We start from the raw sequence: 18,142 nt of genomic DNA on the forward strand, positions 1-18,142 counted from the left end.
GCAGCCCGTCGGGGCCACGGTGGTGCGGCGGCGCAGTGCGGCGAGGGCGGCTTCGCCGGGGACGGCGTGGGCGTCGTCGCGGACCACCCAGACGATCTCCATGCCGGCGGGCGCTTCGAGGTCCCTGCGGTCGGCGTCGAGCGGGACCTCGACGAGGGCCCGGCCGCGCGTGTGGGCGGGCAGCGAGCGCAGGATGCCGGCGACGGCGGGCAGCCCGCTCTCGTCGGCGACGAGGTGCACCTCGCTCGCGTCGTCCGGGCGGTCGAAGATGAGGCCCTGGTCGTAGAGCGCGACCGGGTCGCCGGGCCGGACCGCGCAGGCCCAGATGGCCGCCGCGCCCTCGGGCTCGCCGTCGGGGCCGCTGTGCACGACGAAGTCGATGTCCAGCTCGCCGGTCCCGGGGCGGAAGCCCGCGACGGTGTAGTTGGCGCAGTGCGGCCGGATCTCCTCGGGCATCGCGAAGTACGGGTCCCACCAGCGCCGGCCGGACAGCTCGGGGAGTTCGAGGCCGCGCTGGTGCGGGAGGCGCAGGAAGAGCCGGAACCAGTGGTCGTAGCCCCGGTACGGGAAGGCCGCGAACTGCGGGCCCGTCACCGTGACGCGTTGCATGGACGGGGTCAGGCGGGCGGCGCGCAGGACCTCGCCGCGGTACAGGGCAGGGCTTTCGGGCATCAGCCGAGGGTTCTTCGCCATTGCCTTAGGTTAGCCTAAGCTCATTTTCTTTTCGCGTCCCGCTCCCCTCGTCGTTCTCCGCGGCCTCGGCCCGGTCGGCCTTGCCGAGTTCGGCGGCGAACTGGGCGCCCGCGAGCAGCGCGAGGTTGGAGAGCCAGAGCCAGATGAGGAAGACGACTATCCCGGCGAGCGAGCCGTAGAGCGCGCTGTAGGTGCCGATGAGGCTCGTGTACAGGGTGAATCCGGCGGTGGCGAGGAGCCACAGGACGGTGGCGAGGACACCGCCGGGCAGGCTGTAGCGGCGGCGCCCGGCGATGCGCGGGCCGTTGCTGAAGGCGACCCAGGCCAGCCCGGAGACGAGGCACAGCAGCATCGGCCAGCGCAGCACCCGCCAGGCGAGCGCGACCCCCTCGTCCAGGTGCAGCGCGCGCCCGATCGCGTCCACGACGGGGTTGCTCAGCACGAGCAGCAGCGCGGTGAGGACGAGCAGGCCGAGCAGGGCGAGGGCGGTGAGCACGATCCGGTGGGCGCGCTTGACCGGGGTGCGGGCGTCGGTCGTGCAATGCATCCGGTGCAGGGAGCGCCGGAAGACCGCGAGATAGCTGCACGCGGACCAGAAGGCGCTGAACGTCCCGGTGGCGATGAGCGGCCACGCCGTGGCGTTCTCGGTGAGCATCCGGGTGAGCAGATCGTGCAGTTGCGGGCCCGACTGCCCGGGGGCGTAGTCCGTGAGGTAGGCGATCAGGGTGCGTGCCGTGTCGTGGCCGAGGAGCGCGAAGACGACGACGGTCACGAGCAGGGCGGGCAGCAGCGCGAGCATCGCGTAGTAGGTGAGCGCGGCGGCGTCGTCGGTGACGTCGTCGTTCCACAGGCTGAGGGGCGTGCGGCGCAGGGCGGGCCACCAGTCGGCGGCGTGACGGAGCATGGGGCGGTCCGGGGGGGGAGGCGGGGACGGGATGGGGACGGGATACGGCGGGTGCCCCTCCGGCCCGCCGGGTTCACGCGCCGGTGGGGCACCGTCCCGGTCGTCTACCCCGGCGGACGCGCGGGCACTCCGCGAGGGGGTCCCGCGTGGTCACGGGCGCGGCGGCGGGGCCACCGGTCACGGCGGCGGGCGGGTGTCTCAGGGCCGCCCGCCGTCTCGTGGCGGGACGACCGCGCCGTGCATGGAGTAGGCACCGTACCGGGAGCGGTCGGCCTGTGCCCGGCGCCGGGCCGCTTCCTCGATGCGCAGGCCCTCGGCGTGCCGCGTGCCGGAGTACGGGCGCCGCAGCACCTTGACGACGACCGCGACGACGAGCAGCGCCAGCACTCCGAACAGGACACCGATCGTGACCATGGCGAGCCCCCCGACTCTCGCGCGCGCCTGCCTCCGAGCCGCGCCGAACCCCCGTACGAAGGTCACTCAGGGTATCCCCGCCCTCGGCAGCGGGCAAACGCTTACCCCGCCCGCTCCTCCCCCGCCGCCCGCGCCGGACGGGCCCTCACCTGATAGGCGAGCAGGTCATGGAAGGGACCGGGACCTGCCGCCAGTTGCTCGTACGTGCCCTCCCGCACGACCCGGCCCTGGTCCGGCACGACGACGCGGTCCGCGACGGCCAAGTTCGTGATGCGGTGCGTGACGAGCAGGACCACGCGGTCCTTCGCCAGCCCGCGCAGCCGCTGGAAGACCCGGTACTCGGCGCGGGTCGCGGTTCATCGTGGGTTCGTCCGGTGCCGGGAGGCCCCGTTCGGCAGTGCCCTCGCGTGCCGGGTGCGGGCCGGGGGTGTAAGGCCCCGGCGGTGGCCGCCTTCCCGTTGAACGGCTCGGCGCGGACGGTGAGGCCCGCGTGGGCGGCCGTGCGGGGCCAGGAGAGGGTGACGGTGCGCGACTCGCCCGGCAGGAGCCACAGGTAGTTGTCGCTGTAGAGGGTGGGCAGGACACGGGCCCCGCCCCGCGCCTCGCGCAGCGACAGACGCGTCATCGCGGCGACCGCGCGGCCCCGGTTGCCGACGCGTACCCGCACCTCCTCGCGGTCGCCCTTGCGCGTGCGGCCCAGAGCGGTGACGGTGAGGCGGGCGTCGGGGAGGCCGCCGAGGGCCCGCATCGCCTCCGGCGTGCGGTGGCGCCAGTAGGTGTTCTCGGAGAGGACCCGGCCGCCGGAGGTGCTGAGGGTGAGCCGCAGCAGGTGCAGCTCGGGCAGACCGGCGGTGAACCCGCTCGTGAAGGCGCGCGCCTTGGCCGCGGCCGGTACGTCGAGGCCCGTGGAACGGGTGCGGCCGAGCTGCCTGCCGTCGAGGTCGTACAGGCGGGCCTCGACGCGTACGTCCTTCAGCGCCGCGCCGGTGTGGTTGAGCGCGAGCACCTCCCACTTCTCCGGGTCGGCCTGCACGTGGACCGGCTCGCAGGCGGAACGGGCCCCGTAGTACGTGCCGTTGACGTCGAAGTCGTAGTCGTACGTCTGCCAGACGGTGCTGTGCCACGCCGGGTGCGACATCCACAGCATGAGCCCCGTCGCGTCGTCCCACAGGTGCGCGTTCCAGGCCTCGAACATCGCGCGGGCGTTGTCGTAGTTGACGAACTGGGCCTTGCGGGCGCAGTCGTCGAGGCCGCGCGCGGTGCCGAGGCGCCGCTCGATCGCCTCCTTGTAGTGCTGCGGGGCCTGGTTGCCGTTGTCGCTCCAGTCGTGGTGGTACCAGGCGCCGCCGATGGGCCACTCCGGCTCGTCGCCGGTCATGGCGCGCAGGCTCTCGGCCGTGGAGACGACGGGCATACCGATCTCGGTGTGGAAGCCGAAGGAGCCGCTGCCGTACGTGCCCGCGGTGAAGTAGCTCTCGGGCTCGACGTAGCCGTAGGGACCGCCGCCCGTGACGATGGTGCCCGCGGAGTTGTTCTGGTAGAGGAGGGCCGGGCGCGAGTTCCTTGACCGCCTTGCTCATGCCCTGGTCGATCGCGGCGGGCGGGTCGCCCTCGTTGGCGCCGCCCCACACGACGACGCTCGGGTGGATGCGGTAGCGCAGCACGGTGTCCCGGGCCTGGGCGATGAAGACGTCGTGGTCGGGGGCGTCCATGCCCCAGGCGTTCGGGAAGTCGTTCCACACGAGGATGCCGTACTCGTCGCACTTGGCGAAGAACTCCTCGCGGTCGCAACTGCCCACCCAGTTGCGGATCATGGTGAAGTTCATGTCGCGGTGCATGTGCACGGCGGCGTCGAGGCGCTCCTCGGGCATACGGCGCAGGAGTTCGTCCCACCCCCAGTTGCCGCCGCGCGCGAGGACCGGGACGCCGTTGACGCTCAGGCGCAGCGGCTTGGGGGCGTTGTCGACGCTCGCCACGTCCTTCCACGCGCGGCCGTCGTCGGAGACCTGCACCGTGTACGTCTTCGGGTAGGCGCGTTCCCACAGCGCAGCGACACGGTCGAAGGCGCGGGCCTCGCCGAGGTCGAGGGCGATCCACTGGTCGTCCTCGGCCTGCGAGGACCAGCGGGTGTCGTCGCGGCCGTCGGTCGCGTGGGCCGCCGGGTGGTCGGACTCGCTGGAGGCCGAGACGGTCGCCGCGCGCGCCAGGTCCTTCCCGTCGTACGGGACGCCGAGCGACCACAGGGAGTTGCCCCAGCTCGTCGCGCGCTTCCCGCAGGCGAGCCGCACCCAGCGGGCGGTGACCTCGGGGAACTCGGTGACGCGCAGGCTCGCGTCCGCGTTGCCGAAGGGGGAGCGGCAGGGCGGAGTGGTCGACGCTCGCCGCGTCCGTCCACGTCTCGCCGTCCGAGGAGACCTGCACGGTGAAGGTACGCGCGCAGGCGCGTTCCCAGGTGAGGTCCACGCGGTCGAAGTCCTGCTCGGCACCGAGATCGACGCGCAGCCACTGCCCGTCCTCGTACGCCGAGGACCAGCGGGTCGCGGGGTCCCCGTCCGTGGCGTGCGCGGCGGCGCCGCCGTCACCGTCCGTGGAGGAGGCGGTGGCCCCGGCGTGCAGGGCGAGATCGGTCCCGGGGCGCTCGCTGTCGAGGACGGAGAGGGACCAGAGCGAGAAGCCCCAGTCGGTCGCGCGCTCACCGCAGTTCAGCCGGACGTAGCGGGCGCTGCGGCGGCCGAGGTCCACGGACTGGAGGGCGGCGTCCTCGGCGGTGCCGAAGGGGAGCGGAATCTCGCAGGCGTAGCCGAACTGGCGGACGCCGAAGCGGGTGGTGCGGTGGTCGCTCTCGGTGCCGTCCACGCGCGCGGTGAGCCGCAGGTCGTACAAATGCGGCTCGCCGAGGCCGTTGGGCCACCACAGCTTCGGGCGGCGCAGGCGCAGCGCGGCGAAGGCGTCGGGCGTGAAGACGGCCTCCGCCTCCTCGCCGGCGCGGACGGTCAGGTTCCTGGCGACCTCGATTCCCGCGAAGGCGGCTTCGACACGCACGGTGTGGTCGCGGGTGTCGGCGTTGCGCACGGGGACGACGACGGTGATCTCCGCCAGCGAGGTGTCGGGCAGCCCGGGCAGCACGGTGTCCACGCGGGGGTCGCCGATGACGACCTGTCCGGTGGCGCGCAGCCGTACGTGGTTCCAGATCCCGGCGCCCCGGTCGCGGACGGCGGGCATCCAGTCCCAGCCGGAGGAGGCCAGGTAGGTGGGCGAGTTCAGGTTCATCTGCCCGGCGCCCGCGTCCACCCACGCCTCACCCGCCGGTCCCTTGTCGCCGGGGCCGCCGGGCACGGGCATGGGGCTGATCCGTACGGCGAGGGCGTTCTCGCCGCGCTCGGTGAGGAGTCCGGTCACGTCGAGCGCGGCACGGGCGAAGGGGTGGCTCAGTTCCCCGGCACGATGGCCGTTGAGCCACACCTCCGCGGCGTGGTTGACGCCGTCGAACTCCAGCCACACGCGGCGGCCCCGGCCGGCGCGCAGACCGCGCGGGACGGCGAAGTCCCGCTTGTACCACCAGGTGTGACGGGACAGGGCCTCGGGGACGCGCAGGTTGTTGAGCCCCGCCACCGGGTCGGGCAGCTTGCCCTCGGCGACGAGGGCGCCGAGCACCGTGCCGGGCACGAGGGCGGGGAGCCAGTCGCTCGTGTCCTGGGTGGCGCGCGAGAGCGCGGCCCCGTCGCCCCCGGCCCGGTCGTCCGTCGTCAGGACCCAGCCCGACTCCACCGGTACGGTCCCGTCGTCTGCGAGGGCGAGCGCGGGGGCGGCGTGGCGGTGGGTGCCCCAGTCGGTCCAGCCGGTGGCGGCGGGGCGGTGGCCTGGCTCCTCGCCGAAGACGGCGAAACCGTTGAGGCCGAGCGGCAGGGCGCCCGAGCGCTTGTGCGCGGTGAGGCGCACCCACCGGCAGCTCACGGGACGGGCGAGCGCGATCTCGACGCGCCCGCCCTTGCCGTCCGCGGCGCGGTGCACGCGCTGCCACGACCTGCCGTCGTCCGAGACCTCCAGGTCGAAGGCGGTGGCGTAGCTGGACAGGTTCTCCCTGCCCGTGGTGCCCGTACGCGGGTTGCCCGTCGTGGGCGGGGTGAAGACGGGGTCCCCGGCAGCGGCCTCGAAGACGAGCGCGACACGGCTGACGCGGCAGCGCGCCTGGAGGTCCACGCTGATCCACTGCGGGTCACCGGCGGCGGCGCGCCAGCCGCTGCCCCGGGGACCGGTCGCGTTGAGACCGTCCACGGCGAAGGCGCCGGGGGGCGGCGCGTAGTCCGTCGAAGAGACGCGTACGGGCCGGTGCCGGGCGAGTTCGCGGGTCCCCCTACCGCCCTTGTCCTGGGCGTGAGCGGCGGCGGGCGACAGGGCGTCGAGGCCGAACCCGGCGAGAAGGGTGGCTCCGGTGACGACGACTCCGCGCCGGGACGGGCGGGACAGCGAAGGGGCGGGGGACGGCTGCTCGGACATGCGATGGGTATCCCTCAGGCAGCGCCCCGAACGGCCGGACGCCGGGGCGGGTGACGGGACGCGCGGGAGCGATTAGTGGCATGTGGCAACGTTGTCTCCGCGACTGAACGTGATATTCCGCGCTTTGACAACGTTGCCAAAGCCTCTGTGTCACCGATGGCGCCCGTCAAGACACGTGCGCGGAGCAGTTGATGGCGACCGCGTCGAAGCCACGGCCGCGCGCCCCTCGCCCGCACCGGCGGAGGCACGGCACGCGCGGACGCCTTCGCCGGTGCGCGGCGGTCACCACCGGCGATGCCCTCCCGGCCCGGGGCTCGCGGCGTCATGGTCCCGGTGAGCGGACGCGGGGTGATGGGCGCGGCGAGGACCGGCCCCGTCGAGATGCGGGCGGCTTCGCCGCGGCGGGACGTCCGCAAGGGCGAGCGGGCGGCCGCTTCGTCGCACCACTCCTTAAGGGCAAACGCGCCCGCTTCGTACCCATCGTCGAGGAGATCCGCCCCCTCGTCGCCCAACGCATCCTCACCGCCGGCCCCGACCCCGACGCCCGCCTCTTCACCGGCCCCCGAGGAGGCCGCATCTCCACCGCCGTCCTGCGCGACGCCACCCACTGGGACGAGGTCGTCACCAAGCTCGGCTACGAACACCTTCGCCGCCACGACCTCCGCCACACCGGACTCACCTGGTTCGCCGACGCCGGCACACCCGTCCACATCCTGCGCCGCATCGCCGACCACGGCTCCCTCAACACCACCCAGCGCTACCTACACCCCGACATCCACAAAATCACCGCCGCCGGAACCGCGCTCTCCGCCCACCTCACCGCCATCCGCGCCCCACACCCCCTTTCCCAGCCCATCGCCATGACCCGCTGAAACACCGGTCAAGCGAGCCCTGGTCCCCAACTGGTCGCCACAAACGCCTCAGGGCCGGTGTCGGATTTCTCCGATACCGGCCCTGACCTGCGACTTCGTAAAGTCGGGACGACAGGATTTGAACCTGCGACCCCTTGACCCCCAGTCAAGTGCGCTACCAAGCTGCGCCACGTCCCGATGCGCGTGTGGCCTGGGCTTTCGGGTGGGAGGCCCGGGCCGGACGCGCACAGAAAGCTTACCGCATCCGGGGCGGTGGTCGTGCCCGGTTTTCCACTCCCGCAGCGCTCCCGCACCGCCTGCGGACGCCTTGACTTCAAGTTCACTTGAGGTTTTATCGTCGTCCGCATGACGATCTTCACGCCGGCACAGACCGGTTCCGAGGGGTACGCGGAGCTGCCGAAGCTCATGTCGCGGCTGACCGGGGACGAGAAGCACGGGCCCGCGGCCACCTCGACGCTCGACGCGCTGTGGGTGCTGTACGACCGGGTGCTGCGGGTCACGCCGCAGACGGCGGACGCGCCCGGGCGGGACAGGTTCCTGCTGTCGAAGGGGCACGGACCCATGGCGTACTACGCGGTGCTCGCCGCGAAGGGCTTCCTGCCCGCCGCGTGGCTGGACGACTTCGGCGGCTTCGACTCGCCGCTCGGCTTCCACCCCGACCGCACGCTCGTGCCCGGGGCCGAGATCAGCAGCGGCTCGCTGGGGCACGGGCTGCCGCTCGGGGCCGGGGTCGCGCTCGGCCTCAAGGCGCGCGGGCTGGGCGACGCGGCCGTGTGGGTCCTGGTCGGGGACGCCGAGCTGGACGAGGGCTCCAACGAGGAGGCCGTCGCCTTCGCCGGGGCCGCCGGGCTCGACCGGTTGCACACCGTCGTGATCGACAACGACTCCGCCACCTGGGGCCGCCCCGGCGCGCTCGCCGCGCGCTTCGCGGCCGGTGGCTGGGCGGTCGAGGAGGCCGACGGCCGCGACCACGAGGCGCTGTACGCGGCCTTCACCGCCCCGCACCCGGGCCGCCCGCTCGCCGTCGTCGCCCACGTCGAAGCCAAGAACTGACCGAGGAGCACCATCGTGGAATCCATGCGCGACCGTTTCGGCACCACCATGACCGCCCTGCTGGACGAGGACGAACGGCTCGCCGTCGCCCTCGCCGTGATCAGCGGCGACCGCTTCACCGAGGCCGCCGGGCGCCACCCGGACCGGGTCATCGATCTCGGCATCCGCGAACAACTGCTCGTGAGCGTGGGCGGCGGGCTCGCGCTCGCCGGGATGCGGCCCGTCCTGCACACCTTCGCCAGCTTCCTGGTCGAGCGGCCCTTCGAGCAGGTCAAGCTGGACTTCGGGCACCAGGGCGTCGGGGGCGTCCTGGTCAGCTCCGGGGCCTCGTACGACATCGCCGCCGGCGGCTTCACGCACATGTCGCCGGGCGACGTGGCCCTCATCGACACCCTCGACGGGTGGACCGTGCACGTGCCCGGGCACCCCGACGAGGCCGAGGCGCTGCTGCGGCACGCCGTACGGGGCGAGGACCGCGTCTACGTACGGCTCTCGGAGCAGGCGAACGAGCGGGCGCGGCCCGTGGACGGGAGCACCCCGCTCGTGCTGCGCGAGGGGCGCGCGGGCGTCGTCCTCGCCGTCGGGCCGCTGCTCGACGCGGTGCTCGCCGCGACCGAGGGGCTGGACGTCACCGTCCTGTACGCTTCGACGGTGCGGCCCTTCGACGGCCCGGCGCTGCGCGCCGCCGTGGACGCCACCGGCGCGGCCGACGTCGTCCTGGCCGAGCCGTACCTCGCCGGGACCTCGACCGCCGCCGTCGCCGAAGCCCTCCTGCACCGCCCGCACCGCGTGCTCGGCCTCGGCGTGGGACGCGCCGAGCTGCGCCGCTACGGCTCCCCCGCCGAGCACGTGGCGGCACACGGGCTCGACGCGGCGGGGCTGCGCGAGCGGATCGGGAGCTTCCTCGGCACGGGCGGCTGAGAACCCGGGGCGGGCGGCGTGGTCCGGCCCCGGGCGGCGCTCCGCTCAGGCCCGTGCCTGCCGCCTCGGCTCGTCCTGGGCCGGGAGCGTGCCGCCGCTCGCCGCGGGCGTGAGGCCGGGTTCGGCGCGGTGCAGGAGGCGGATGCCGGGGACGAGGAGGAGGACGGCGCCGCACACGAGGATCACGACGCCCCCGGCGAGGAGTACCGCGTCGGTGCCGAAGAGCGCGGCGGCCGGGCCCGCGAGGGCCTGGCCGACCGGGAGCAGCGCGAGCGAACCGGCGACGTCGTAGGCGTGGATGCGGTTGAGGACCTCGGGGCGGACCTGGGTCTGCACCGTCGTCGCCCACATGACGCCCCAGAACGCCGTGCCCACACCCGCCACGAACGCCCCGGCCGCCATGCCGGGGACGGGGAGCCCCGCGCCGACCGCCGCGGGGAACAGGCTCACCGTGAAGAAGGCGACGGCGCCCGCACGGAGCATCCGCAGCGGGCGCAGCCGCAGCGCGATGAGCCCGCCGAGCACGGTGCCCGCGCCGAGCGCCGTGTTGATGAGGCCGTACGCTCCCGCGCCGTGCTCGTCCACGACACGGGTCGCGACGAGCGGCACGGCGGGGCCCCAGGCCGCGACCATGTACAGGCCCCACACCGAGATGACGCCCCACAGCCACACGCGCGAGCGGAACTCGTGCCAGCCCTCGACCAGGTCGGCGCGGAAGCGGCTCGGGGCGGCAGTCTCGGCGCGCGGCGGCGCCGCCGGGAGGCGGAGCGTGAGCAGGCAGAGCGCGCTCACGAGGTACGTGCCCGCGTGGACGAGGAAGACGGCGCCGGGCGAGGCGAGGCCCACGAGCATCCCGGCGAAGGCGGGACCGAGGAGGGCGGCGACGGACTCGGCGACCCGCACGGCGCCGTTCGCCTTCTGCACGTCGGCGGCCAGGCGCGGCACCGTCGAGGCGACGCCCGGCTGGAAGAGCGCGGACGCGATGCCGTTGAGGCCGCCGATGACGCAGATCTGCCAGAGCTGGGCGCTGCCCGTGAAGAAGAGCAGGGCCGCCACGGACTGGGTGAGGACGCGCACGGAGTCGGCGCCCGTCATGAGCTTGCGTGTGTCGAAGCGGTCGGCGATGACGCCGCCGAAGATGACGAGCCCGGCGAACAGGGCGACGGACGAGGCCATCGCGAGGCCGACGGCCCCCGCCCCGTACCCCTCCTGGAGGAGACCCGCGGCGAGCGCGACGGGGAGCATGGTGTCGCCGAGCTTCGCGACGGCGCGGGCGGTGAAGAAGAGGCCGAAGTCCCGCGTCCACAGGCGCGCGCCCGGCTCCCCGGCCCGCTCCGCCGCGCGTCCGCCGCCGCGTCCCCCGGTCCGCTTCCCCTTCGCTTCCCGTCCAGCCGCCATGACCGCTCGTCCCTCCGTGCCCGGGCGCGGCCGTGGTGCCGCAGCCCGAGATCATGCCACCGCGCGGCCGCGGACGTCGGCGCGTACCGCCCGGCGCGTACCGGGGCGCGCCGAGTCCGGGGACGTGCGGGCCGGTGGGGCGCGAGTCAGAGGGTGTGCGCGTCCAGCCAGGCGGTCAGGTCCTCGTGGACCGCGGTCCGGTCGGGTTCGCTCTCGTTGAGGATCTCGTGGCGCGCGCCCTCGTAACCCTTCCAGGTGAGGTCGCTCACACCGTGCTCGCGGTAGTCGTCGAGGAGCGCGTCGACGAGGGTCATTCCCTGATTGCAGGGGTCGAGGGTGCCGGCGGCGAGGTGGACGGGCAGGTCACGGGGCATCAGGGCCAGGCGGTCCGGGTCGTTGACGCGGCGCGAGGCGCGCAGCCAGTCGTACGCGGGCCCAGCCGAGAAGGGGAAGCCGCAGCGCTCGTCGGCGACGTACGCGTCCACCTCGGCCTCGTCGCGCGAGAGCCACTCGAAGCCGGTCCGGTGCGGGAAGTCGTCGTTGAAGGAGGCGAAGAGGCGGGGCACGTAGTCGCTGATGAAGGCGCGCCCGTGGGCGGCGATCTCCTCCTCCGGGCGGGCGGTGTCGGAGGCGTGCGCGGCGCCGGGCAGGGACGGAAGACGCCGGTGAGGACGAGGCCCGTGAGGTCGTCGGGGTACTCCTGGGCGTACTCGCGGGCGAGCATCGAGCCGAGGCTGTGACCGAGCATCAGGACGGGGACCTCGGGGTACAGGGCGCGGGCCTGGTCGCCGACGGCCTTGAGGTCGGCGAGGATCGCGAGCCAGCCGTCCGCCTCGGGGCCCTCGTCCGTGCCGGTGACGCCGTAGCCGCCGGTGGAGGGGGCGGTGGCGCCGTGCCCCCGGTGGTCGGAGGCGAGGACGCCGTAGCCGTGCGCGGTGAGGTGGGCGGCGAAGCGCTCGTAGCGGCGGGCGTGCTCGGCGGCGCCGTGGACGAGCTGGAGGAAGGCGCGGGGCCTGCGGCCCTCGGGCGGCAGCCACGTCCAGGTGGCGACGGCGGCGCCGTCTCCGCTCTGGAGCACGCCGCGGGTGGGTGCGGTCATGGTGGTCGTGCTCCTTCGTACGGGGTTCCCGGGAAGCCGCGGGGGCCTCTGGGGAGTCCACTCCCCCGCCCGGCGGCGCTCATGCCCCCTCTCCCCCGCCCGGCCCCGCCCATGCCCCCCTTCTCCCGCCGGGCTCCGTTCAGGCGCCGCCCGCCGCGCGCACGCACGGGGACACCTCGTCCGCGAGGGTCTTCACGAGGGCCAGTGCCTCGCGGCCCCAGTCGCGCGGTTCGCGCGCGGCGGCCCACAGCGTGCCGAGCACGAAGCCGTCGTGGTCGGTGAGGGGGGCGCCGAGGTAGGCGCGGATGCCGGAGAGGTCCACGGCCTCGTTCGGTGAGAAACGCGGGTAGTCGCGCACGTCGTCCAGGACGAGCGCCTTGCGGCGGACGACGACGTACGGGCAGAAGCCGTGGGCGCGCGGGACGCGCCGGGCGGCGGCGGGAACGCCGTGCGGGTGGAGTCCGGCGAGGTACTGGTGGCCGGTGTGCACGAAGTTGACCCCGGCGAAGGGGGCGCCGGCCCCGGCCGCGAGGCGGGCGGCGTGGGCGTCGAGCGCGGGCACCGGCGCGGCGCCGAGGCCGAGGGCGGCGAGGCGGCGCTCGCGTTCGGGCGCCTCGGGGTCGTCGGGGAGCAGCAGGAGGCGGCCGGTGTTCACGCGGAGGCCCGGTCGCCGGGCGGGGAGGCAGGAGCGGGCGCGGGGGCGGCGGGGACCGGGGCTGGGCGTGCCGCCGTCAGCAGGTGCTTGACGAGGGTCAGCAGGGTCTGGATGCCCGAGCTGGAGATCCGGGCGTCGCAGTGCACGACGGGCACGTGCGGCGGCAGGCACAGCGCGGCGCGCACCTCCTCGGCCTCGTAGCGGTGCCCGCCGTCGAACTCGTTGATCGCGACGACGAAGCCGAGGCCGCGTTCCTCGAAGAAGTCGACGGCGGCGAAGCAGTCGGCGAGGCGGCGCGTGTCGGCGAGGATCACGGCACCGAGCGCTCCCTCGGAGAGTTCGTCCCACATGAACCAGAAGCGTTCCTGGCCCGGGGTGCCGAAGAGGTAGAGGACGTGGTCGCGGTCGAGCGTGATGCGGCCGAAGTCCATGGCGACCGTGGTGGTCGTCTTGCGTTCGACGCCTTCGAGGCTGTCGGTCCCGGCGCTGGCGCTGGTGAGGAGTTCCTCGGTGCTGAGCGGGGCGATCTCGCTCACCGCGCCGACGAACGTCGTCTTGCCCACTCCGAAACCACCGGCGACCAGGATCTTGAGTGCGGTGGGGAAGGTCTCAGAGCCGTCGTCGTAGTCCATCGAGCAATGCCTCCAGTAGGGACCGGTCCGTGAGGTGGGGGGAGATGTCCGGCTGTTTGCTGACGAGGGAGCCGCAGTCCACGAGGTCGGAGAGCAGCACCTTGGTGACGACGACGGGCAGCCGCAGCCGCCCGGCGAGTTCGGCGACGGAGGCCGGTACGGAGCACAGGCCGAGCACCTCGCTGTGCTCGGGCCCGAGGTGCGCGGGTGCCGGGGTGCCGGTGGCGCGCACCTGCGAGAGCAGGCCGAAGGCGGTACGGGGCGTGGTGCGCCCCCCGCTGACGGTGTACGGGCGGACGAGGCGCCCGGCCTCGCCGTCGTACCAGGACCTGCCCTCCTTGCGGCGGCGCCGGCCGCCCGCCGGCTGGAGTGTCACGGCCGCTCAGCTCGTCCGCGCCACGCGCGCGGGGCGCCGGGCGGGGGTGACGAGGAAGGGGCGGACGCTTTTCACGAGCATCGCCATCTCGTAGCCGAGCACGCCCGGGTCGGCCTCGGGCCCGGCGAGGACGGCGAGACAGGTGCCGGAGCCGGCGGCGGAGACGAAGAGGAGCGCGGTGGAGAGCTCGACGACGACCTGGCGGACCTCGCCGCCGTCCGCGAAGCGGACGCCCGCGCCGCGGGCGAGGGAGTGGATGCCCGAGGCGAGCGCCGCGAGGTGGTCGGCGCTGTCCTTGTCGAGTCCGTGCACGGACTTGACGAGTCCGTCGGCGGAGAGGAGTACGGCGCTGCGGCTGTGCGCGACGCGCTGCACGAGACCGCTGAGCAGCCAGTCGAGATCGGACACGCTGCCCGCTCGGGGGGCTTCGCTCTCCATGGGGGTGTCGCTCCTTGCGTACGGGTACGGGCGGGGGCCGTGCGGCCCCGGGGGCGCCTTCCTGCCGGAGGGCGGTTCAGTCGGCCCGCGCGGGAGGCTCGACGGGGGCGTGGCCGGCCGGGTCGCGGTCGGCGGGCGTGCCTTCGCCGCGGGTGCTTCCGGCCCCGTCGGCGCGGACGGGTTCCGGTTCCGCGACGGCCTGCCCGGCGGGGACGCGGGTCGTTGGCTCCCCCTGCTGCGGCACCGTTTCGTGGAGGGAGAACGCCCGGTCGTACCCCTGCCGGAAGGCGGCCATGAGGTCGGGGGTGTGCAAGGCGTCCTCGTTCTCCGGGGTTTCGGCGCGTGCCTGCGGCAACGTTTCGTTCTCCCTGCGCAGTTGCGGGACCATGTGGGTCTGCGCCTCGCGCTTGGGCAGTCCGGGGGCGGGGCCCTCGGGATCGCTGACCGGGCTCCCGTCGCGGCGGGTGAGCGCGAGGATCGCGCCCGCGTCGGCGAACGAGACGCGGGGCGCGCCGGGCTGGGTGCCGGGGCGCGCGTCCGCCGGGGTGGCGCGAGGGCCGCCGTTCGCGCCGCGCACAGGGAGCGGAGTGCCGGGGCGGGGCGCGGGCGCCGCCTCCTCGGAGGGGGAGGTACCGGGAGGCGACGGTTCCCCGGCGACGGCGCTGGGCGCGGTCCGGTGGTTCCCAGGCACGCGTGGGTGCGGGGTGCGCCGGGAGGGGAGCGAGTCGAGCGCGCCGCGCACGGGAAGCGGAGGGTGTCCGGCGGCGGGCGTGGCCCCGGCGGTCTCGTCGTCCGGGGTCCGGGGCTCCCCGTCGCGCGGGGGCGTTCCGCCCGTACGGTGGGACTCCCCGGCGGCGGTCGCGACGTCTTCCTCCGCCGCGACGGGGACGGGCTCCGCCTCGGCGGCGCGCCCCGCGACCGCGTCGGCCTCCCGCCGGGCGTCGTCCTCGGCGTCCGCCTCTTCGACCACCTCGGCCTCGACGGGTTCGGCCTCGACGGGTTCGGCCTCGTCGGTCTCGGTCTCGACGGTCCCCGAGGGTTCGGCCGTGGCCGTCCCCGCGGGATCGTCCTCCGCGGCCTCGCTCCCGGCGGTCCGTCCCGCGCCGCTCTCGACGGCCTCCGCCGCCGCCCCGCCCGCGACGGCCTCCGCCGGGTTCGCGGGCGGCTCGCCCAGGAGGGCGGTGGGCAGCACGACGACGGCCTGGACTCCCCCGTAGATGTTGCTCTGGAGGCGGACCGCGATGCCGTGGCGGCGGGCGAGGGTGGCGACGACGTAGAGGCCGATGCGGCCGTCCTGGAGGAGCCCCGCGAGGTTCACCTGGTCCGGGTCGGCGAGGACGGTGTTCATGCGGTGGCGTTCGGCGGGGTCGAGGCCGAGGCCCCGGTCCTCGATCTCGACGGCGAGCCCGGCGGCGACCCGGCCCGCGCGGAGCAGGACGGGGGTGTGGGGCGCGGAGAAGAGCGTCGCGTTCTCCACGAGTTCGGCGATGAGGTGGACGATGTCGGCGACGTTCTGGCCGTGCACCGCGCCGTCCACGGGCGGCACGAGCCGGACGCGCGGGTACTGCTCGACCTCGGCGACCGCCGAGCGCAGCACCTGCTGGAGCGGGATGGGGGTGCTCCACTGGCGGCGCGAGACGGAGCCGCCGAGCACGGCGAGGTTCTCGGCGTGCCTGCGGGTGCGGGTCGCGAGGTGGTCGATGTGGAAGAGGCCCTTGAGCAGCGCGGGGTCCTCGGTGCCGCTCTCCAGCTCGTCCAGCACCTGGATCTGCCGGTGCACGAGGGACTGGAGGCGGCGCGAGAGGTTGACGAAGACCTCGACCTTCTGTTCGTGGCCCGCGTGGGTGGAGAGCTGCGAGGCGCGGACGACGGAGGCCATGGCGACGTCGTGGAAGCGGTGCAGTTCGTCGGCGAGCAGGTCGAGCCCGTCCCCGCCGCGGTCCGGGCGGGACTGCGCCTCGCGCACCGGGGGCAGTTCACCGCGCCGCAAGCGGTCCACGAGGCCGCGCAGTTCGGTCTGGCGGCGGGCGCTCGTGGTGCGCAGGGCGCCGACGCGGTCCAGCACCGTGCGGCTCGCGCGGCGCGCGGCGAGCACGGCGCCGCACAGCGCGGCGAGCGCGACCGCGGCCGAGAGCGCGACGCCGAGCTTCACGGCGCCGCCGGGGTCGTCCTCGGCACCGAGGAGCAGCAGCACCGCGGCGAGGCCGCTGAGCGCGACCGCGAGCGCGGGCAGGACCGCGGTGCGCAGCAGCAGTGTCCGTATGTGCGACTCGGGCAGCAGGGCGCCCGGTCTGCCGTGACGGGCCCCGCCGTCTCGGCGGTCCGCTCGCCCGGCGGAGGCGCGGAGGTGTGTCATCGACGTCCTCGGTACGGGGGGGATTACATGCTGCGGGCACGGATCTCGCGCCACTCCCGGCACGGGTGCGGCGGGGGGCGACGGCAGCCCACGGTAGTGACCAACTGAACAACGGAAGGGGCCTGTTGACAAACCCGTACGGCCGAGGTCCCGCTCCAGCGCGAAGCGCCGAACAGGCGTGCGTACGTCACACCGAACGCGCGTGCGTACCACCCTGTTTTCTCGCACGCGCATACGAGGAGCGAGGGGCGGCGCCGAGGGGAGCGCGTGTGCGAGACCGGCCCCGAACAGGGCACACCTCACACCCCGCCCCGCCTGATCATCGGATTCACCGGGTTAACATATGAGCGCCACCTAGCTCGAAAGATGGATCTGTGACTGTCAACGAGGACGTGTTCACCAACTGGAAGACCCGCGAGGAGATCGCGGAATCGATGATCCCCGTCATCGGCGGGCTCCAGCGGCAACGGGACGTCACCGTGCTGCTGCACAGCCGCTCGCTGGTGAACAAGTCGGTGGTCGGGATTCTCAAGACCCACCGCTTCGCCCGGCAGATCGCGGGCGAGGAGTTGTCGGTCCTGGAGACGATGCCGTTCCTCCAGGCCCTGACGACGCTCGATCTCGGTCCCTCGCAGATCGACATCGGGATGCTCGCCGCGACGTACAAGAGCGACGACCGGGGGCTGAGCGTCGCGGAGTTCACCGCCGAGGCCGTCGCGGGCGCGACCGGCGCGCACAAGATCGAACGCGGCGCCCCGCGCGACGTCGTCCTCTACGGCTTCGGGCGCATCGGCCGGCTCCTGGCCCGGCTGCTCATCGAGAAGGCCGGTTCGGGCAACGGCCTGCGCCTGCGCGCCGTCGTGGTCCGGGACGCCGGCGGCCAGGACCTCGTCAAGCGCGCCTCGCTGCTGCGCCGCGACTCCGTCCACGGCCAGTTCCAGGGCACGATCATCGTGGACGAGGAGAACGACACCCTCATCGCGAACGGCAACGCGATACGGTTCATCCGCTCCGGCGACCCGGCCACGGTGGACTACACCGCGTACGGCATCAACGACGCGATCCTCGTGGACAACACCGGCCGCTGGCGCGACCGCGCGGGCCTCTCCCAGCACCTGCGCCCGGGCATCGCGAAAGTCGTCCTGACCGCGCCCGGCAAGGGCGACGTGCCGAACATCGTGCACGGCGTGAACCACGAGACGGTCAAGCCGGACGAGCGGATCATCTCCTGCGCCTCCTGCACGACGAACGCCATCGTGCCGCCGCTCAAGGCGATGGCCGACGCGTTCGGCGTCGAGCGCGGGCACGTCGAGACGGTGCACTCCTTCACCAACGACCAGAACCTGCTGGACAATTACCACAGCTCCGAGCGGCGCGGCCGGTCCGCGCCGCTCAACATGGTCCTCACCGAGACCGGCGCCGCCTCGGCCGTCGCGAAGGCGCTGCCGGAACTGGGGGCGAAGATCAGCGGCAGCTCGATCCGGGTGCCCGTCCCCGACGTGTCGATCGCGATCCTGAACCTCCGGCTGGCCCGCGAGACGAGCCGCGAGGAGGTCCTCGCCCACCTGCGCGAGGTCTCCCTCACCTCACCGCTGCGGCGCCAGATCGACTTCACCACCTCCGCCGACGCCGTCTCCAGCGACTTCGTCGGCTCGCGCCACGCCTCGATCGTGGACGCCGGGGCGACCAAGGTCGACGGCGACAACGCGATCCTCTACCTCTGGTACGACAACGAGTTCGGCTACTCCTGCCAGGTCGTCCGCGTCGTCCAGCACGTCTCGGGCGTCGAGTACCCGACCTTCCCGGCCCCCCTCGGCTGAGCACCCGCGCACGG

13 protein-coding genes, 1 tRNA gene and 6 pseudogenes are annotated in these 18,142 nt (G+C 74.1%); 4 read left to right on the top strand and 16 right to left on the bottom strand.

Annotated elements, in window-relative coordinates; all coding sequences use genetic code 11:
- From SSBG_RS02490 to SSBG_RS35620, 7 genes and pseudogenes are all read right to left on the bottom strand, one after another.
- The coding region (locus SSBG_RS02490) for a siderophore-interacting protein (RefSeq protein ID WP_008744660.1) at positions 1 to 693 on the bottom strand (693 nt) is incomplete at its 3' end.
- A 4-nt stretch (positions 694 to 697) separates the two neighbouring features.
- Positions 698 to 1,597, bottom strand: coding sequence for a YihY/virulence factor BrkB family protein (locus tag SSBG_RS02495; RefSeq protein WP_008744661.1), 900 nt, complete (start codon positions 1,595 to 1,597; stop codon positions 698 to 700).
- Between the two features lie 198 nt (positions 1,598 to 1,795).
- Positions 1,796 to 2,011 (bottom strand): hypothetical protein, encoded by a 216-nt coding sequence (locus tag SSBG_RS02500; RefSeq protein WP_037868767.1) that lies wholly within the window; start codon positions 2,009 to 2,011, stop codon positions 1,796 to 1,798.
- 101 nt (positions 2,012 to 2,112) lie between these two features.
- A pseudogene (locus SSBG_RS34130) lies at positions 2,113 to 2,404 on the bottom strand (ABC transporter ATP-binding protein); the annotation flags it as partial.
- Between the two features lie 124 nt (positions 2,405 to 2,528).
- Positions 2,529 to 3,425, bottom strand: a pseudogene (locus SSBG_RS35610) (FxLYD domain-containing protein); the annotation flags it as partial.
- Positions 3,426 to 3,999: 574 nt separating this feature from the next.
- A pseudogene (locus SSBG_RS35615) lies at positions 4,000 to 4,497 on the bottom strand (discoidin domain-containing protein); the annotation flags it as partial.
- Positions 4,442 to 6,508: pseudogene (locus SSBG_RS35620) on the bottom strand (discoidin domain-containing protein); the annotation flags it as partial. The pseudogenes SSBG_RS35615 and SSBG_RS35620, both read right to left, overlap by 56 nt.
- A gap of 452 nt (positions 6,509 to 6,960) precedes the next feature.
- Here SSBG_RS35620 and SSBG_RS02510 point away from each other — a divergent pair.
- Positions 6,961 to 7,380 (top strand): annotated as a pseudogene (locus tag SSBG_RS02510) (tyrosine-type recombinase/integrase); the annotation flags it as partial.
- Between the two features lie 103 nt (positions 7,381 to 7,483).
- Here the strand turns inward: SSBG_RS02510 and SSBG_RS02515 are convergent.
- Positions 7,484 to 7,557: transfer RNA gene (locus tag SSBG_RS02515), tRNA-Pro, on the bottom strand.
- A gap of 168 nt (positions 7,558 to 7,725) precedes the next feature.
- On the opposite strand from SSBG_RS02515, the gene SSBG_RS02520 reads away from it, so the two are divergent.
- Positions 7,726 to 8,433, top strand: a complete 708-nt coding sequence (locus tag SSBG_RS02520) for a transketolase (RefSeq protein WP_008744664.1) — start codon at positions 7,726 to 7,728, stop codon at positions 8,431 to 8,433.
- A gap of 15 nt (positions 8,434 to 8,448) precedes the next feature.
- Complete coding sequence (locus SSBG_RS02525) at positions 8,449 to 9,354, top strand: transketolase family protein (RefSeq protein WP_008744665.1); 906 nt, start codon at positions 8,449 to 8,451, stop codon at positions 9,352 to 9,354.
- Positions 9,355 to 9,399: 45 nt separating this feature from the next.
- Here SSBG_RS02525 and SSBG_RS02530 read toward each other — a convergent pair whose 3' ends face one another.
- The 8 genes and pseudogenes from SSBG_RS02530 to SSBG_RS02560 all read right to left on the bottom strand — a co-directional run bounded on the left by SSBG_RS02530 (position 9,400) and on the right by SSBG_RS02560 (position 16,308).
- Positions 9,400 to 10,752 (bottom strand): MFS transporter, encoded by a 1,353-nt coding sequence (locus SSBG_RS02530; protein WP_008744666.1) that lies wholly within the window; start codon positions 10,750 to 10,752, stop codon positions 9,400 to 9,402.
- Between the two features lie 146 nt (positions 10,753 to 10,898).
- Positions 10,899 to 11,318 carry a serine aminopeptidase domain-containing protein gene (locus SSBG_RS35980; protein ID WP_420790258.1) on the bottom strand — a complete coding sequence of 140 codons (420 nt, stop codon included), beginning with the start codon at positions 11,316 to 11,318 and terminating at the stop codon, positions 10,899 to 10,901.
- Between the two features lie 35 nt (positions 11,319 to 11,353).
- Positions 11,354 to 11,851, bottom strand: a pseudogene (locus tag SSBG_RS35985) (alpha/beta hydrolase); the annotation flags it as partial.
- A gap of 139 nt (positions 11,852 to 11,990) precedes the next feature.
- Positions 11,991 to 12,506, bottom strand: coding sequence for a GAF domain-containing protein (locus SSBG_RS02540; protein ID WP_008744667.1), 516 nt, complete (start codon positions 12,504 to 12,506; stop codon positions 11,991 to 11,993).
- A complete protein-coding gene (locus SSBG_RS02545) occupies positions 12,503 to 13,138 on the bottom strand; it encodes a GTP-binding protein (RefSeq protein ID WP_008744668.1) in 636 nt (211 codons plus the stop codon). Before SSBG_RS02545 ends, SSBG_RS02540 begins: the two co-directional genes overlap by 4 nt.
- Complete coding sequence (locus SSBG_RS02550; protein WP_008744669.1) at positions 13,116 to 13,514, bottom strand: DUF742 domain-containing protein; 399 nt, start codon at positions 13,512 to 13,514, stop codon at positions 13,116 to 13,118. The genes SSBG_RS02545 and SSBG_RS02550 overlap by 23 nt, the downstream gene beginning before the upstream one ends.
- A gap of 6 nt (positions 13,515 to 13,520) precedes the next feature.
- Positions 13,521 to 13,952 (bottom strand): roadblock/LC7 domain-containing protein, encoded by a 432-nt coding sequence (locus tag SSBG_RS02555; protein ID WP_008744670.1) that lies wholly within the window; start codon positions 13,950 to 13,952, stop codon positions 13,521 to 13,523.
- Positions 13,953 to 14,028: 76 nt separating this feature from the next.
- Positions 14,029 to 16,308 carry a sensor histidine kinase gene (locus tag SSBG_RS02560; protein WP_050776709.1) on the bottom strand — a complete coding sequence of 760 codons (2,280 nt, stop codon included), beginning with the start codon at positions 16,306 to 16,308 and terminating at the stop codon, positions 14,029 to 14,031.
- A 374-nt stretch (positions 16,309 to 16,682) separates the two neighbouring features.
- Here SSBG_RS02560 and SSBG_RS02565 point away from each other — a divergent pair, with 374 nt between their 5' ends.
- Complete coding sequence (locus SSBG_RS02565) at positions 16,683 to 18,128, top strand: glyceraldehyde-3-phosphate dehydrogenase (RefSeq protein ID WP_037868769.1); 1,446 nt, start codon at positions 16,683 to 16,685, stop codon at positions 18,126 to 18,128.
- The last annotated feature ends 14 nt before the right edge of the window (positions 18,129 to 18,142 follow it).

Origin of the sequence: Streptomyces sp. SPB074, from assembly GCF_000154905.1 — a bacterium.
Taxonomy (GTDB): domain Bacteria; phylum Actinomycetota; class Actinomycetes; order Streptomycetales; family Streptomycetaceae; genus Streptomyces.

What these genes read in the sequence shown, in the direction of transcription:
- SSBG_RS02520 (WP_008744664.1), top strand. Translation starts at nt 7,726, where the DNA reads ATGACGATCTTCACGCCGGCACAGACCGGTTCCGAGGGGTACGCGGAG.
- SSBG_RS02495 (WP_008744661.1), bottom strand. Translation starts at nt 1,597, where the DNA reads ATGCTCCGTCACGCCGCCGACTGGTGGCCCGCCCTGCGCCGCACGCCC.
- SSBG_RS02555 (WP_008744670.1), bottom strand. Translation starts at nt 13,952, where the DNA reads ATGGAGAGCGAAGCCCCCCGAGCGGGCAGCGTGTCCGATCTCGACTGG.
- SSBG_RS02500 (WP_037868767.1), bottom strand. Translation starts at nt 2,011, where the DNA reads ATGGTCACGATCGGTGTCCTGTTCGGAGTGCTGGCGCTGCTCGTCGTC.
- SSBG_RS02545 (WP_008744668.1), bottom strand. Translation starts at nt 13,138, where the DNA reads ATGGACTACGACGACGGCTCTGAGACCTTCCCCACCGCACTCAAGATC.
- SSBG_RS02560 (WP_050776709.1), bottom strand. Translation starts at nt 16,308, where the DNA reads ATGACACACCTCCGCGCCTCCGCCGGGCGAGCGGACCGCCGAGACGGC.
- SSBG_RS02530 (WP_008744666.1), bottom strand. Translation starts at nt 10,752, where the DNA reads ATGGCGGCTGGACGGGAAGCGAAGGGGAAGCGGACCGGGGGACGCGGC.